The 16,283-nt window shown below is 56.6% G+C and carries 12 protein-coding genes; all 12 read left to right on the top strand.

Going from position 1 to position 16,283, the window contains the following annotated elements; all coding sequences use genetic code 11:
• A partial coding sequence (locus tag VB144_09405) for an SLBB domain-containing protein (GenBank protein ID MEA4883851.1) occupies positions 1–2,958 on the top strand: 2,958 nt, incomplete at its 5' end.
• Positions 2,959–2,971: 13 nt separating this feature from the next.
• Positions 2,972–4,453, top strand: coding sequence for a GNVR domain-containing protein (locus VB144_09400; GenBank protein MEA4883850.1), 1,482 nt, complete (start codon positions 2,972–2,974; stop codon positions 4,451–4,453).
• Positions 4,454–4,525: 72 nt separating this feature from the next.
• Positions 4,526–6,400: a nucleoside-diphosphate sugar epimerase/dehydratase gene (locus VB144_09395; GenBank protein ID MEA4883849.1), complete on the top strand. Its 1,875-nt coding sequence runs from the start codon at positions 4,526–4,528 to the stop codon at positions 6,398–6,400.
• A 232-nt stretch (positions 6,401–6,632) separates the two neighbouring features.
• Entirely contained in the window at positions 6,633–6,959 is a 327-nt protein-coding gene (locus VB144_09390) for a GNVR domain-containing protein (GenBank protein MEA4883848.1), read from the top strand.
• Positions 6,960–7,096: 137 nt separating this feature from the next.
• A complete protein-coding gene (locus VB144_09385) occupies positions 7,097–7,249 on the top strand; it encodes a hypothetical protein (GenBank protein MEA4883847.1) in 153 nt (50 codons plus the stop codon).
• Between the two features lie 174 nt (positions 7,250–7,423).
• Positions 7,424–8,581: a polysaccharide biosynthesis protein gene (locus tag VB144_09380; protein ID MEA4883846.1), complete on the top strand. Its 1,158-nt coding sequence runs from the start codon at positions 7,424–7,426 to the stop codon at positions 8,579–8,581.
• The gene (locus tag VB144_09375) at positions 8,560–8,976 is read left to right on the top strand and encodes a polysaccharide biosynthesis protein (GenBank protein MEA4883845.1); all 417 of its coding nucleotides are present in this window, start codon (positions 8,560–8,562) and stop codon (positions 8,974–8,976) included. Before VB144_09380 ends, VB144_09375 begins: the two co-directional genes overlap by 22 nt.
• Positions 8,977–9,207: 231 nt before the next feature.
• Positions 9,208–9,939, top strand: coding sequence for a glycosyltransferase (locus VB144_09370; protein ID MEA4883844.1), 732 nt, complete (start codon positions 9,208–9,210; stop codon positions 9,937–9,939).
• 351 nt (positions 9,940–10,290) lie between these two features.
• Complete coding sequence (locus VB144_09365) at positions 10,291–11,295, top strand: NAD-dependent epimerase/dehydratase family protein (protein MEA4883843.1); 1,005 nt, start codon at positions 10,291–10,293, stop codon at positions 11,293–11,295.
• Positions 11,296–11,756: 461 nt separating this feature from the next.
• On the top strand, positions 11,757–12,992 hold the full coding sequence (locus VB144_09360; protein ID MEA4883842.1) for a glycosyltransferase: 1,236 nt from the start codon (positions 11,757–11,759) through the stop codon (positions 12,990–12,992).
• 102 nt (positions 12,993–13,094) lie between these two features.
• The gene (locus VB144_09355) at positions 13,095–14,252 is read left to right on the top strand and encodes a hypothetical protein (protein MEA4883841.1); all 1,158 of its coding nucleotides are present in this window, start codon (positions 13,095–13,097) and stop codon (positions 14,250–14,252) included.
• Entirely contained in the window at positions 14,215–15,480 is a 1,266-nt protein-coding gene (locus tag VB144_09350) for a glycosyltransferase family 4 protein (protein MEA4883840.1), read from the top strand. Before VB144_09355 ends, VB144_09350 begins: the two co-directional genes overlap by 38 nt.
• The last annotated feature ends 803 nt before the right edge of the window (positions 15,481–16,283 follow it).

The following is a 16,283-nucleotide window of genomic DNA, read 5'->3' as shown; positions in this document are numbered from 1 at the left end:
GATGTGATCTACATACCGGAGGCCAGGGAGCAAGCGGCTATCCTGGGCGAGGTGGCCAGGCCAGGGGTGTACCCGGTTGGACGGGACGTCACACTCATGGACCTTCTAGCCGCGGCCGGCGGGCCGACGGCAAAGGCTGATCTATCAGTTGTGAAGGTGTACCGCGGGGCGAACACTGCTGATCCGCTGACCCTGGCTGTCGCAGGGGAAGCGCTCCTATATGAAGGGGACGTGAAGGCGAATCCAGTGATCGAGCCTGGTTCCGTGGTTATCGTGGCGAGCGCCGCGATCCGGGTTCAGGCAGCGGGGTTCGTCGGCAGGCCTGGGCAGGTCGAGCTGCTGCGAGGAGCGAGTGTTCTTGACGCAGTGGCGGCGGCGGGCGGCCTGAGAGCTGACGGCGATGGGACCGCGGTTGTGCTCACCAGGAGAGGACCATCGGGCGCGACTGTCTCGGAGATAGATGTAGAAGGGTTGCTCGCGGGTCGAGTTACAGGAGCTCCGCCAACCGTTGAGGATGGGGATGCCCTGTTCGTGCCCGAGGCGCGAGGGCAGGCCCTGGTGATGGGCGAGGTGGCGAGGCCTGGGGCTTACAGGCTTCCGCGTGGAGCAAGGCTGATGGACGCCATAGCCGCTGCGGGCGGGCCCACTGCGAAGGCATCGCTTGAGAACGTTACGGTGTACGCCGGGGGCGATGCCTCAAAGGGCGCGAGCTCCCCGATTGGCGCCGGCAAGGAACTGTTCACAGGAGACGCCAACAAGGACAATCCTGTGCTGGGTGTTGGGGATATCATCGTTGTTGGCAGCCGCGTGGTGGCGGTGAATGTGATAGGACGAGTCGCGAGGCCAGGGGCATACGAGCTTCCCGCAGGCGCGAAAGTTGTCGACGCGATTGCGGCGGCAGGGGGGCTCGCGGCTGGCGCGGATGGCAGGGCGGCGGTGTTGACTAGGAAGGCAGTCGCAAACGCGAAGCCCGGTAGCTTGGCAGTGGATGCCGAAGCCGTGCTGCGCGACCAGAAGTCGGAATCCAACTATGCCCTAGCAGAGGGCGATGTGATCTACATACCGGAGGCCAGGGAGCAAGCGGCTATCCTGGGCGAGGTGGCCAGGCCAGGGGTGTACCCGGTTGGACGGGATGTCACACTCATGGACCTTCTAGCCGCGGCCGGCGGGCCGACGGCAAAGGCTGATCTATCAATTGTGAAGGTGTACCGCGGGGAGAACACTGCAGATCCGCTTACTCTGGCGATCGCAGGGGAAACCCTCCTATATGAAGGAGACGTGAAGGCGAACCCGGTGATTCAGCCTGGTTCCGTGGTTATCGTGGCGAGCGCTGCGATCCGGGTTCAGGCAGCGGGGTTCGTGGGCAGGCCCGGACAGGTCGAGCTGCTGCGAGGAGCGAGTGTTCTTGACGCAGTGGCGGCGGCGGGCGGCCTGAGAGCTGACGGCGATGGGACCGCGGTTGTGCTCACCAGGAGAGGACCATCGGGCGCGACTGTCGCGGAGATAGATATTGAAGGGTTGCTCGCGGGTCGAGTTACAGGAGCTCCGCCGACCGTTGAGGATGGGGATGCCCTGTTCGTGCCCGAGGCGCGAGGGCAGGTTCTGGTGCTGGGCGAAGTGGCGCGGCCCGGGGCCTACAAGCTTCCGCGTGGGGCAAAGCTGCTGGACGCGATAGCCGCCGCCGGGGGCACTACTGCCAGGGCGTCGCTGGAGAGCGTAACGATCTACAAAGACGGCGCGCTCGCATCGGGCGCGGCTGAGCCCATCGGGCACGGCGGAGTGTTGTTCTCCGGCAAGGTAACCGACAACCCCGCGGTCAACCCGGGCGATGTGGTGAGCGTGGGTTCGCGAATGATCACTGTGAGCGTGATCGGGAAGGTCGGAAGGCCTGGGGCATACGAGATCCCAGCTGGCGCTCGGGTGATCGACGCAGTGGCTGCCGCGGGCGGGATTGCACCCGACGGGAATGGGCGGTCGGTGCTGGTGATCCCTGCGGGCAAATCGGGTCCGTCGGCCACAGTAGACCTTGACCAGGCCTTGCGCGGGGGCGACATCGGACACACCCTCTCCGACGGAGACGTGGTGTTTATATCAGACACGCGCCGGCAGGTGGCGGTTATGGGCGAGGTAACCCGACCGGGAGTGTATGTCTACACCGAGGGAATGACCCTGATGGAGGCGCTGGCGATGGCCGGAGGGCCGTCAGCCAAGGCTGACCTGGACCGGGTGAGGCTCTACCGCGGCGAGCGCGTGGAGGACGCCCTGCGTCTGTCGGTGGCCGACGACCGCCTGGCATTCGAAGGCGACATTAAGCGTAACCCGACCCTTACTGCGGGCGACATACTCTTCGTTCCGTCCGGGCGAATCAGGGTGCAGGTGGCGGGGCACATCATCCGCACGGGTGAGTTTGAACTCCGCCGCGGCGCGACAATCCTTGACGCCATATCCGCCGCAGGCGGGCTAACCCAGGCAGGCGACGGCGCTCGGGTAGTCATCACCCGAAGGGGCGAGAGCGCCAGCCGGGTGGTCGAAGCCGACGTGGAGGGGCTGCTCTCGGGAGACAGTCCGCAGAGCGAGGCCATGGCCTTGGAAGACGGAGATGTGGTGTTCGTCCCCGAGGCCCTCCGGAGGATCGTAGTCATGGGCGGGGTGGCGCGGCCAGGCCTGTACGACTACAAGACCGGCATGAAACTCATCGATAGCCTGGCGATGGCGGGAGGCCCGATGGCCGCCGCCCGTCTGGACAAGATCATGGTGTACACAGGCGAACAGGCCGTCCAGATAGCCCTGGGCGACACGACCGCAAAAGGAATAGCCATCGACCCGACTAAGGGCAGCAATCCCGAGCTCAAGTCGGGCGATATCGTGATAGTCCCGCTCTCTGAGAAGATAGACTGGAACATGATCATCTCGATCCTTTCAGTTGTGAACCAGATCAAGGCGATTATAACGCGCTAACGGGGGGCCGCTCATGGGCGAGGAAGAGATCAGTCTACAGGAATTATGGCAGACGATACTGAAGCGCGGCTGGCTGATTGTTGGCTTGACCGTGGTCGCGATGATCGTGGCGTTCATTGTGAGCTGCGTGGTCACCCCGATCTACGAGGCCGAGACTACCCTGATGATCAAGGGCAAGAGTTCCGACTTCGACCTTTCGCTCAGCGAGATTCCCCTTATCGGGGTCGGAATGCCTGGGATATCGAACACTGCTCAGAACTACGTTCAGCTCCTTCAAAGCCGAACGATCTTGATGCGGGCCCTGGGTAAGCTTGGACTCGAACCGGGCGTGGGTGTTCCGCGCATTGAGAAACTGAAGAAAGTGATCAACACCAAGTCAGTAATGAAGACCGATGTGCTGCAACTGAAAGTGCAGTTGCCTGACAAGACAATGGCGTGCGATCTAGCCAATGCCCTGGTGGACGTGCTCATAGAGTACGACATGGATATGAACAGATCTGCTTCGAGGACCGCAGCCGAGTACCTCATGGAGCAGGTGGAATTGTCCGACCTAGAACTTAGGCGGGCAGAGGAACGCGTGCTTGCTGTGAAAGCGGGCAAGAGGATAGTCGAGCTTACCGCGGAGGCCGAGGAGCAGATAAAGAAGCTTCTTGCGCTGGAAACGCTGAGGGCTGAAGAGCAGATGGCTCTGGGGCAGAGCCAGGCTCAGCTCAAGGAGATTCGACAGCAGATTCAGGGGATGAGCGAGACGGTGCTTTCGCAGGAGACTATTGTCGAAGATCCGGTGGTGGCTCAATACCGCGGGAGACTCGCAGATCTCGAAATGAAGCTTGCGGTGGCCGGGGAGAAGTATACTGACCTTCACCCGGAAGTGCAGCGGCTTGCGGCTGAGATTGCTGAGGCTAAGGGAGCCCTGGGCTCGGCCGTGGCGCGGGTAGTGGGCGCCCAGGTGGAGACGCCCAACCCCATTCGTCAGGCCTTGCTGGCGCAGGTAATCGAGGCGGAAAGCCAGATGGCTGCGGCCCAGGCGAAGATAGACGCTCTAGACAAGCTCATCGCGATTGATGAGGCAAGGCTCGAAAAGCTGCCAGAGCGTGAACTCGATTTGGCCAGGGTTATCCGGGAGTTCGAAATGGCTCAGAGAGTATACGTGATGCTCCGGACGAAGTATGAGGAAGTTCGCCTCAGCGAGCAGATGCAGGCGCCGGAGATAAGGCTCATAGACGCGGCCATAGTCCCGGAAAAGCCCTCGAAACCCAGAAAGGTTCTCAACACCGCCATCGCGGGCGTGCTCGGGCTTTTTGTGGGAGTTGGCGCGGCTTTCGTTTTGGAGTTGGCCGACACGTCCATGAAATCAGCGGAAGAGGTCGAGGCGGCGCTCGGAGTTCCCGTACTAGGCGCCATACCGGTTCATCCAGGCTGCAGGGTTGAGCAAGTCGCTGTTTCCCATCCTTCGCAGTCGAGCAGGAATAGCAGAACGATGAAGCGCACATAAGTCCGGCCTTTGCTTCTGATTGGCCAAATGCGCTCGTATCTCGCGTTCCAGTGCATGGGAGGAAGTGGCGCAGTGATCCCCAGGTCGTGGCGGATATCGCAAGTGAGGTATCTGCTCCTTGACTCGGCGGCCCTCATGGCGGCCGATATGATCGGGCTGCTGGTGAGGTTCGATGGCGTTGTGCCGCCGGGCATGGCGCAATCATGCATGCGGGCGTGGCCCGCGACTCTGCCCGTGAGGATCCTGGCGATGTCGGTATTCGGGATGTACCAGCGGCTATGGAAGTACGCGAGCGTACGTGACATGATGGCCGTAGCCGCAGGGGTCACCTCATCCTATGTCGCTGACCTCATCGTCATCGCCGTATGGCCCGCTGCTCTGTCATCGCGGGGAGCGCTGCTGATTTCATATCTTTTCGCCATGGCCTTGATTGGGCTGAGCCGATTCAGGGTCAGGTTGATGGCGGAGATCTCAAGGAATCATCAATCCAATGGCAGCAACGGATCCAACGGGAACGGTCGCAGGGTAGCAATCGTGGGAGCCGGATCTGCCGGGTCGATGGTGGCCAAGGAACTGCTCGCCCATCCAGAGATGGGACTGACTGCTGTGGGGTTCATAGACGACGACCCCGACAAGTGCGGAGGGGTGCTCAACAGCCTGCCGGTGCTGGGGACGCGGGATCAGATGGCTAGAATCATCGAGCAGCGTCGCGTGAACGAAGTCATTGTGGCGATGCCGTCTGCCCCCGGGACCGTGATCCGCGAGATCATGGATGCATGCAGGGATCTCAAGGTGAGGATCAAGACCCTGCCCGGGGTGTACGAGCTTGTAGACGGCAAGGTCAGCGTCAAGCAACTGCGGGATATCCAGATCGAGGACCTGCTGGGTCGGGAGCCTGTACAGCTGAACTTGAACGAGATCGGGGCTTATCTCCGAGGGCAGAAGGTGCTAGTGACAGGGGCCGGGGGGTCTATAGGCTCGGAGATATGCCGGCAGGCGGCGAGGTTCGAGCCTCAGTACATAGTGCTCCTCGGGCACGGCGAAAACAGCATATTTGAGATAGAGCAGGACCTGAAGCGCAAGTTCCCCAGGCTCAAGACGTTCCCGGTGATCGCGGATATCCGCGACGCTAGCAGGATAGACATGGTGTTTGAGCGGTACAAGCCGAGCGTGGTGTTCCATGCTGCAGCGCACAAACACGTGCCGCTCATGGAGGCCAACCCTAAAGAGGCGCTGACCAACAATGTGTTCGGCACCAGAAACGTTGCCACGGCTGCTGACAAGCACGGCGCCAGAAGGTTCGTGATGATCTCCACCGACAAGGCCGTCAACCCCGTCAGCGTGATGGGCATGAGCAAGCGCGCGGCCGAGATGGTGGTACAAGCTATTGGCACTGAGAGCAAGACCAAGTTCATGGCCGTGAGGTTCGGCAACGTCCTCGGAAGCCGCGGCAGCGTTGTTCCTATCTTCCGAAGGCAGATAGCAGAGGGCGGGCCCGTCACGGTGACTCACCCCGACATGACCCGCTACTTCATGACCATACCCGAGGCCGTTCAGCTGGTGATGCAGGCAGGCGCTATGGGTCAGGGCGGAGAGGTGTTCATCCTCGACATGGGTGAGCCTGTGAAGATCGTGGAACTGGCCGAGCAGATCATACGCCTATCCGGGTGCGAACCGGGCGAGGACATCAAGATCGAATACACTGGGACTAGGCCAGGGGAGCGGCTGTTCGAGGAGATACTCACCACAGCTGAACGCGCGATGAGCACGAAGCACACCCAGATATTCGTGTCCAGGGAGGATCCGCCAGAGCCCGCGCGGATTCGCACATGGGCAGAGGAACTACAGGATGACCTTGGTAGGTTGGATCCGGAAGGCGTGGGGGTTGTGCTGCAGGCGGTGCTTGCGGAGCAGGGGATGCAGGCGGCGCAGGACAGCGTGGGGTAGGGGCGCAGGCGGAGGAGATGGCAGGCTGCGCTGCTACCCGAGCCTTCCGCCGAGGAGCAGGCGCAGATCAGAAGGATCTGGCGCCCGTTGCGGACCGCGAGGTCAAGCTGGCCTCAACTCGGCAGTCGCTAAGGTGGTTGGCACACGGTGTCCAGCCCCAACCCCATGCGGGAGTAACTGCTGAAGCAGGGCGTCAAAGCCGAGACGCAGATGGCGTCGGCGCGGGCCCAGGATGCACATCACCGAGCAGATGCAGACATCGGACATATGGCGGATAGACCCGGCAGCCGTTCCGACCAGTCCGGTGAAGCCCCGCAAGCTTTTGAACGCTGCCACTGCCGGGGTTCTGAGCGTGTTCGTCGGAGTGGGAATGGCGTTCATCATGGAATTCGCCGACACCTTAATGAAGTCGGCCGAGGAAGTGGAAGCCGTGCTGGGACTGCCCATACTGGGAGCAATCCCGAGGAACGTGGGTCCCGGAGTTGAGAGCGTGACCGAGCATCCGGCGTACCATAGAGCACGTTCAAACCAACGCGACAAGTCAAAGCCTCGCGAGTAGCTAGATCGAGCCCTGACTGGCTGAACCCAGAACTGGATCTAGCTTGCTGGAGTTGCTCCATTCACGACATGGGTAGGTACCACTCCGGCTTTCTGATAGGGTTTGCTGTTTGTGGCGCACTCAGGGAAGGAAGTGGCATGGTGATTCCGAAGACCTGGCGGATATCTCAATACGGGTATCTGCTGGCCGAGGCGGCGATCCTCATGGCGGCCGACATCATCGGCCTCTTGGTGAGGTTCGACTCTGCCGTTTCTCCTGATCTGGCTGAATCGTGCATACGGGCATGGTGAGCCACGGTGCCCGTCAGGATTTTCGTGATGTCGATATTCGGGATGTATCAGCGGCTATGGAGGCACTCGAGTGTGCGGGATCCGATGGCAGTGACCGCCGGCGTCACCATGGGCTACGTTTGCGACTAAGCGCTCATGATTGCGTGGCCTGCGGTCGCCTTAGCCAGATGAGCCTTGCTCATATCGTATCTTGTGGCCGTGGCCCTGGTCGGAGTGAGCCGGTTCAGGGTGAGGTTGCTTGCAGAGATATCGAGGGAGTGCCAGTTCAGCGGGAATGGCGGATCCAATGGCAATGGCGGGTCCGCCGTGGGGTTCATCGACGACGAATCCGCCAAGCGCGGAGGGGTGCTAAACAGCCTTCCGGTGCTGGGCACTAGGAGACGGCTGGGCGAGGTAATCGAGCGGTATGACGTGAATGAAGCGATAGTAGCGATGCCGTCAGCGCCAGGGACCGTGATACGCGAGGCTATGGACGCGTGCCGGGATCTTAAAGTGAAGATCAAGACCTTGCCCGGGATGTATGAGCTTGTAGACGGCAAGGTCAGTGTGAAGGAGCTCCGCGACATCCAGATCGAGGATCTTCTCGGCCGTGAACCCGTGCACCTTGACCTGGATCAGATCAGCGCATATCTAGCCGACCAGACTGTACTGGTCACAGGCGCAGGCGGTTCCATAGGCTCGGAGATATGTCGGCAGATGGCTAGGTTCGAACCTCGGCAGCTAGTCCTTCTCGGACACGGGCAAAACAGCATATTCGAGATAGAGCACGACCTCGGGCGCAAGTTTCCCAAGCTCAAGACGTGCCCGGTCATCGCGGACATCCGCGATGTTGACAGGATAGACAGAGTATTCGGATTGCACCATCCAGACGTGGTATTCCACGCCGCTGCGCACAAGCACGTGCCGCTGATGGACGCCAACCCAGAGGAAGCGCTCACGAACAACGTGTTCGGAACCAAGAATGTGGCCCGCGCGGCGCACACGCACGGCGCGAAGCGGTTCGTGATGATCTCCCCCGACAAGGCTGTGAACCCAGTCAGCGTGATGGGTATGAGCAAGCGCGCTGCCGAGATGGTGGTGCAGTCTATAGGGGCTGCGAGCCAGACCAAGTTCATGGCCGTGAGGTTCGATAATGTGCTCGGCAGCCGGGGAAGTGCGGTGCCCATGTTCCGAAAACAGATAGCTGAAGGCGGGCCTGTTGCCGTGACCCACCTCGACATGACCAGGTACTTCATGACCATACCAGAGGCCGTGCAGCTAGTGATCCAGGCGGGCGCCATGGGCAAGGGCGGCGAGATACTTGTCTCGACATGGGCGAGCCAATCAGGATAACCCGGCTGGCAGAGGAGATCATTCGTCTATCCGGCATGAAGCCCGGAAAGGACATAGAGATTGTCTACACCGGAGTACGCCCTGGAGAGAAACTGTTCGAGGAGATGCTGACCACCGAAGAAGTGGCGACCACGACCAAGCACAGGAAGATATTCGTGGCGAAGGATGCGGAGTTGAATGTGGAAACCTCAAGTGTGGCCATGAGTGAGATAGCGGCAGCTTTGGATGCGGCTGAGGGACCAGAGCAAGCACGAGAGATACTTGTGGATTTCCTTAGATCGTGTGTACTGGGTAACTGGAGACCGGAGGATGGTTCTCGGAATGGTTCGTTGGCAACCCAATATGCATCACTTCGGCTGACGGTGACTGAGCCGTCAGGGCGTTGTCGGCCATGAGTCGGACCTCTTGCTTGCTTATGAAGTGCGGGGTTCCAGGGTGTGGAGCTACCTGGCGCTAGCATGCGGCCATCGATAGCAGGTCGGTTTGTCGTGCGACCCGCGGCTGCGCGCAGGCAGCTTGGCCCATTACTAGAAGCCTACATTATCTGGACCCGCCTGCGTTTGCTGTTCAGAATCATGGAGTATGTCGGATGTAGCTATTACTCGGTGAAACGGGTGTGAAAGCACATGATTCCCAAGGTCATTCATTGTTGTTGGTTTGGTGGGGGGAAGAAGCCAGAATTAGTGCAGAATTGCATAGCCAGCTGGGAAAGACACCTGCCGGGGTACGAGATAGTCGAGTGGAACGAGGACAACTTCGACATATCAGCCAACGAGTATTGTCGCCAGGCGCACGAAGCACGCAAGTGGGCATTCGTGAGCGACTACGCAAGACTGCATGTTCTGTATCACCATGGCGGGATCTACATGGACACTGATGTAGAGGTGCTGAAATCGCTACATCCCTTCTTAGGCCATGAAGCGTTCTCGGGTTTTGAGCAACCCGGGTACATACCCGCTGGTGTCATTGGTGCTCAGCCAGGGAACCTTTGGGTTAAGGATCATCTGGACTGCTACGATAGGCGTACGTTCATCTTGCCCAATGGGGCCATGGATATCACCACGAATGTCTGCACAATATCAGCCCTCTCGAGAGAATTGCACGGCCTTACGCCTGATGAAAACTACCAGGTGTTGACGCACGGTGTTCACATATATCCGCGGGAGTGGTTTAGCCCTCCGAGAATAGAAGGAAAATGGCAGATAACCGACAACACTTATGCGGTTCACCACTTTGCTGGTTCATGGATAACTGCTGGACAGAGGATCAAGACTCGAATGGCCGCCTGGATCGCCAGCAACCTGGGGCAAGACACGCTAGATGCGATCATGAGAGCTAAGGAATTGCTGGGGAAGTGATGTTCCTTCCTGCGCCGAAAGCGAGATGGCCGGTCTCATTGACTGGCAGTGCCATCCACTGGCAAGATAGGGACACCCGCGCAGGCACTTGCCCGAATAGTCAACTTACCCAAATGCATGGCAGGCCGAGGCAAAGGAACCTATCGTGAGTTGCCTAGGGCAGGTGTGCTAGGCTATTGTCCCGGAAGAGGCTGAGCGTGCGTTTGGCTTGCCCGAACAGGACTGGGGCGAGGTACAAGCGATTCCCGTAGGACAGCAGGAGAAGAGCTGTACAGGGATTACGACTCGCCTGCGAGATTCTGGGTGTATCATGAGGTTGATCCTGAACCAATCAAGTTTGGGTAGCGCCATTTGCGTAGACGTGTTCACATACCCAAGAAGAAGGGGAGATTCCTGGTGAACGTTGCTGTTACCGGAGGCGCCGGGTTCATAGGCTCGCACTTGGTTGAAGCCCTGGTTCGAGAAGGATACTGTGTGAGAGTCATTGATAATTTCAGTACTGGCAGTCGTGATAATCTGTTGGACGCGTTAGGAGACATAGAACTGCTGGAAGCAGACATCAGAGACATCGACGGTCTCACGCGTACTCTCAGAGGAATCGATGCGGTGTATCATCTCGCCGCGATCGCCTCGGTTCCGCATTCCGTCAACAATCCGGTGGAAACCCATGATGTGAACGTGTCTGGCACGCTGAACACACTAGTGGCTGCGCGCGATGCTGGAGTATCTCGCGTAGTGTTTGCGAGTTCGTCTGCCGTGTACGGCAATCCATCGGCAACCCTGCAGGGTGACACTAACGGCGCTTTGGAGCCCAGAACGCCATACGGGGCTAGTAAGCTGGCCGGTGAACTGTACATGAAGGTCTTCTGTTCCGCCTACGGACTCGAGACAATATGCTTGCGGTACTTCAATGTATATGGGCCAAGGCAGCCGTTTGCAGGAGAAGTTGTGCCAGCTATTCCAGCATTCATCAGGAATGGTGTGGCGGGATTGCCCGTCGCTGTTACCGGCGATGGCAGTCAAACCAGGGATTTCGTATTTGTCGACGATGTAGTAAAGGCAAGTGTGTTGGCGATACAGGCTGAGAGACTGAACGGCGAGTCTGTAGATATTGGCACTGGGCTTTCGGTTACTATTGCCGATGTTCCACGGATGGTATGTTCTGTACTAGGCAGGGAGATCTTGATCGACCATGTTCCCGCAAGGGATGGGGAGGTCCGATTCTCACAGGCGTCAACGGCGGGCGCTCAGAGACTCCTGGGGTTCAGGGCAACTGTTGGACTAGAGGAGGGACTCCGCAGGACGATCGAGTGGATATCCAGATCTTTGAGGTATCGAGAGCCTGCCGCGAAGTGATTACCGGGCTGTAGTTACTCAGCTGAGGTCGGAGTTGTACCCCGGGGACATAGAGGGCAAGCATTGCTGCGCGTATGACGGTATCTGTTCTGGGGCCCTCGGGATGTACCGGAAGATCTGAAGCTGGAGATTAGCAAGTGGTCGGGCTTATGCTGGCAAGCCTTGCCCCTCAGATGGCGTTGTGTCACAGGGCGATGCTTATGTCGTATCCGCGTGTCACGTCCCTTTTGGGGGGCTGATCATGTTTTTCCTGAGAATGGAACAGTGCAGGGCATTGTGAGTCGGCCAGATACAGCAGTCTGTCGGCGGGAGCTCTTGACTTGAGCAGAATGGAGTCACCAACAAGATCTACGATCCTGTGAGGTTTGTGGTCATATGGTAATGGATCGATTTTGGAAGGGGAACTCTACCCGCGCCAACATCCGACATGTCAATCTACAGAAGGACTGGGGTTGCTGGACATGAACATCCTCTTCATAGGCGGTTTTTTTGATCCGCATACGGAAGAGAGAATCCTGGCCAAATCCAGGGGACCAGTTGGTTACGCTGCAAACAAACTGCAATGGAATCTGATAGATGGTTTTGCGAGAGCTGATGGTGTTCACCTGGAAGCAGTATCTGCTCCGTATGTTGGGGCTTATCCCAACGACTACAGGGACTTATTCGTCGGGAAATGTGAGGATACCTATGATGGCCTGGTTCGGTGCAAGTATGTGCCATTCTGCAATCTGTGGGGGTATCGGAACATATCCAGAAGGAATTCCGTTAGGAAAGAGACGAGAGAGTTCATATTGAGAGATACTGCCAGGAAGGCTATTATAATATACTCAGCACACACACCGTTCCTGCAGGCCGCAGTCTACGCGAAGGAACAAGATCCATCGATCCACCTATGCTTGATTGTCACAGACCTTCCTCATCTGATGCGCCTGGGAAATAAGCAGTCGGCTGTCTGTGAGATACTGAAGGCAATCGACCTGAGGGAGTTCCACCGCGATCTCAGGCATGTGGACTCATTTGTTTTGCTGACGGAGGATATGAAATACGTCCTGAACGTAGGGCAGCGCCCCTACATTGTCGTTGAAGGTGTTGTCAGTATATCCTCAGATAGTATGCCTATCAGCCCGAGGCCGAAGGCAGAGAGCATCAAGACTATTCTGTACACGGGTACTCTAGCGAAAGAGTATGGGGTTACTAATCTGGTGAGAGCATTCTCTGGCATTGACGATCCAAATACCCGCCTGCTAATATGCGGCAGAGGAGACTGCGAGGACTTCGTGAGATGCTGTGCGAGCAAAGATGATAGGATTCGGTTTCTGGGCCAGCTGTCCAATACCGAAGCAGTCAAACTGCAGCAGAGCGCAACTATTCTAGTTAATCCGAGACAGAACACAGAGGGATTTGCCAAGTACTCGTTCCCGTCTAAGAACATGGAGTATCTTTTGTCGGGCAATCCGGTTATTGCCTACAAACTGGACGGCATTCCAGACGACTTTGATGATCATTTCTTCTATGTTGGCGACAATTCATTGGAATCGCTGAGGAGCAAGATAGTGGAAGTGCTCAGCCTCACGAGAGAAAAAAGATGCGAGTTCGCAGCGCGAGCGAGAGAATTCGCCATAAGCGAGAAGAACAACATCAAAGCCTGTGCCAGGATTCTGAGCATGATAGAGAGCGAAATGCCAGGCAAACACTAGTACTTTGTCTGCTGGTGTGATCCATGGGGAGCACTAGGAAGAATCTACGTATCGAGCATCGCAGCGATCAGCATGGAATTGAAAGCAAAGAGGTTCCCCATAATGAACAGAACTCATAGTAGGCATATCGAAGCTGTTATCCTGATTATGATTAGTTTCTCTCCGTTGGTACCTAATCCCATAAGGGCGACACTGGTTCTACTGCTGGTCGGGCTGAATGCTAGGTACGTGAACAGGATTAGGCTCAATCAGACAGCTGTACTGATCACGTTCATGCTCGTTTTCGCTATGAGCTCAATTTACGACTTGGGAAATGTAGCATCCGTGGGTCAGATGAGCATACTGAATCTGTACTTTCCGCTTTGCTTCCTGTTAGGTTTCGTAGTGAGTCAGAAATACGCAATCGATGAATACCTGAACTGCATTGAAAGGCCGATATTCGTCGCTGCTGTGCTTTCGTTGATAGGGGTGCTGGTCTATACTCTCTTGCCGGGCCTGGTGTATAGGCTGCCCGTCTATCATTACTATCACACTAGTCATAGGACAGCTCTTCTCTTTAACGTTCTGCTGGTTGATGGTGACATTGTGAGGAGAAACGCGGGCATAGCGTGGGAGCCGGGTGCATTTCAGATGCTGCTGAACCTGGGGCTCTACTCATATGTTAGGTGTACTGAAAGAAGGAACGTCCTCACAATCATTCTTTACTCGCTTGCGATTATCCTCACAAAGTCGACCGCGGGATTGCTCGTTTTCGCAGTGATAGCTTTCGATATCTTCAAGAATGACAGACGAGCGAGACTGCTGGTTGTCGTGTCTGTTGCTGTGTTCGGCGGCTTCATAAGAGAAGCATCAATCTACCATTACACGTACAAGCTATTCGGAAGTGCGGCTTTCGCCACCAGGTTTGATCCACTGCTAGAAGCCCTCAGTGTTGGCAGCCGATATATTCTTGGAATGGGGAATAGCGGCTACGACTTGTACTACAAAGACATCACCATAGCGCCATGGGATTCTTTCGGCCAGATATGCGTTCGGTATGGGTACATCATGCTCTTTCTTGTCCTGTATCGTCTATTGAGCATACTAAAGAATGACAGACTGCTGTTTGCCATCTTGGCCGTAACCTTTGCAGGTCAGAATGTATGGTTCTTTCCCTTGGTAACGCCGTTGTACTTTATGGAGATCAAAGGTATTGGTGCTAAAGCAGCAAGAGGTGGATCACATGAGAGTCTTGTGGTTCGTGAACATTCCACTACCTGAAGCCAGCCTGTTGATGAATGAAACCGTGTCTCCGTTCGGTGGTTGGCTGATACGGGCATCGGAAAAGCTGGCCAATCAAGAAGGAATTGAGCTTTCGATTGCATTTCCTCAAAAGGGCGTGAGTGCCTTCGCCAAGATGAAAGGAAGGAAGATCACATACTATGCCTTTAGGCCTGCAAGAGACAATGACAGAAGACTCATTGATAACAATGTGATCCTAGACGCCATTCTTGACGAGGTCCGGCCTGATATTGTGCATATTCACGGAACAGAATTGGCTCATACACTTGCTGCAGTGAATGCCTGCGAGAGACAGAACAGAAAGGTCGTTATCTCAATTCAGGGAGTAGTGTCCCTAATCGCAGCACACGTCCGCGCAGATTTGCCCTGGAGAGTTGTTCACGGCTTCACAGTCAGGAATCTGCTGAGGCGGGATAGCGTAATTGGTCTGCAGAGACTGTATCGCACGAGAGGAAGAAACGAGATTGAAGCAATAGCGAAGTCAGACCATGTGATTGGCCGAACTACATGGGATAGAGCTTGGAGTCAGCAGGTCCATCCGAATGTGCAGTATCATCTGTGCAATGAGAGTCTGAGGAGTGAGTTCTACAAACACAGATGGAGTGTCAGTGAATGTGAGAGGCACTCCATTTTCGTCAGTCAAGGTCAGTATCCAGCAAAAGGTCTACACTATGCTATAGAAGCAATGCCCCTAGTCTTGCAGCGTTTTCCTGACTGCAAAATCTATGTGGGCGGACGGAATATAGCCAGACCAGACACCCTAAGAGACAGAATACTCATGACTTACTATGGAAAGTACATTGGGCGACTAATGAGAAAGTACGGGCTTGAGGAGAATGTCGTTTTCACAGGACTGTTGGGCGAGCAAGAAATGTGTCACCGATACCTGAAGTCAAACGTATTCGTGTGTCCATCATCAATCGAGAATAGCCCGAATTCACTGGGCGAGGCCATGCTATTAGGAGTTCCCTGTGTAGCTTCGTATGTTGGCGGGATACCTGATATGCTGACACATGAGAGCGAAGGCTTCATGTACCAGGCAAACGCACCGCATATGCTAGCGTATTATGTATGCGAGATCTTTCAAAACGATGACCTAGCGGCATCATTTTCTGAGAATGCTAGGGCGCGTGCGTTGAGAGCACACTGTGTAGAGACAAACACAGGGCGGCTACTAGAGATATATGGCAGGATTCTGTCGGAATAGCTGGTGGAAGCGGTCCACATCAGCTGACTGTGCTATGGAGCAGGGCTGTCGTTTACTTCAGGGCACGATTCGGATACGGCAAGGTGGGGTGAGGGTCGTCCTCGCTAACGGCAAGGGTTATGTCCAGTCACTAGCTTCATTGATCTAGGTCAGGGGAATCCCGGGTTCGACAGTGAATACGCACGCGGGAGGAACTAAGGGCCCGCTAGCTTGGCTGAGCCCTACCGAGGGTCCCAGATACATCGCGGGAGAGCCGCATTCTAGGGCTGTATGCGCGATCATGGCAAGCTGCAGGTTCGGGAAGCATCTGGCGCTGGAGTAGAAGGGCGCTCCCCGAATCCAGCGGGCCAAAATCAAAGAAGAGGCCCGCATGGATGGCAAGTATCTGATCAAGACCTGCGACGATACACTCTCAGCTGAAGACGTAGACCTGGGCTACAAGCAACAAGCAACCCCTCGAGGTGGCGGCGGCATTCCGAACGCTTGAGTCATCACTGGATTTGAGGCCCATGTACCATCGCGTTTCCGACCAGATCAGAGCGCACGTTTCTGTCTGCCGGTTAGCTCTTCTGCTGGTTAGGATGGCGGAGATCAAGGTGGGCGAGCCGTCGGCAAATACCAGAAGCCAACTCAAAGGGACACGCATTGTTGAGATCGGAACTCTCGACGCATGAATCGTAAAGCGTGTGGAGACTAGCGCAGCTCAGAAGGCAATTCTGTCCCGGACGGAGGTCCCGGAACCGAAGAGAGTGCGTGAAACCAGCCACAACACGAGGCCTAACGCGTAGCAACACGACTCCTTG

Source organism: Clostridia bacterium, assembly GCA_034926675.1.
Taxonomy (GTDB): domain Bacteria; phylum Bacillota; class DTU025; order DTU025; family DTU025; genus JAYFQW01.
The sequence above is the reverse complement of the archived record's forward strand: the minus strand, read 5'-3'. Positions and strand labels throughout refer to the sequence as shown.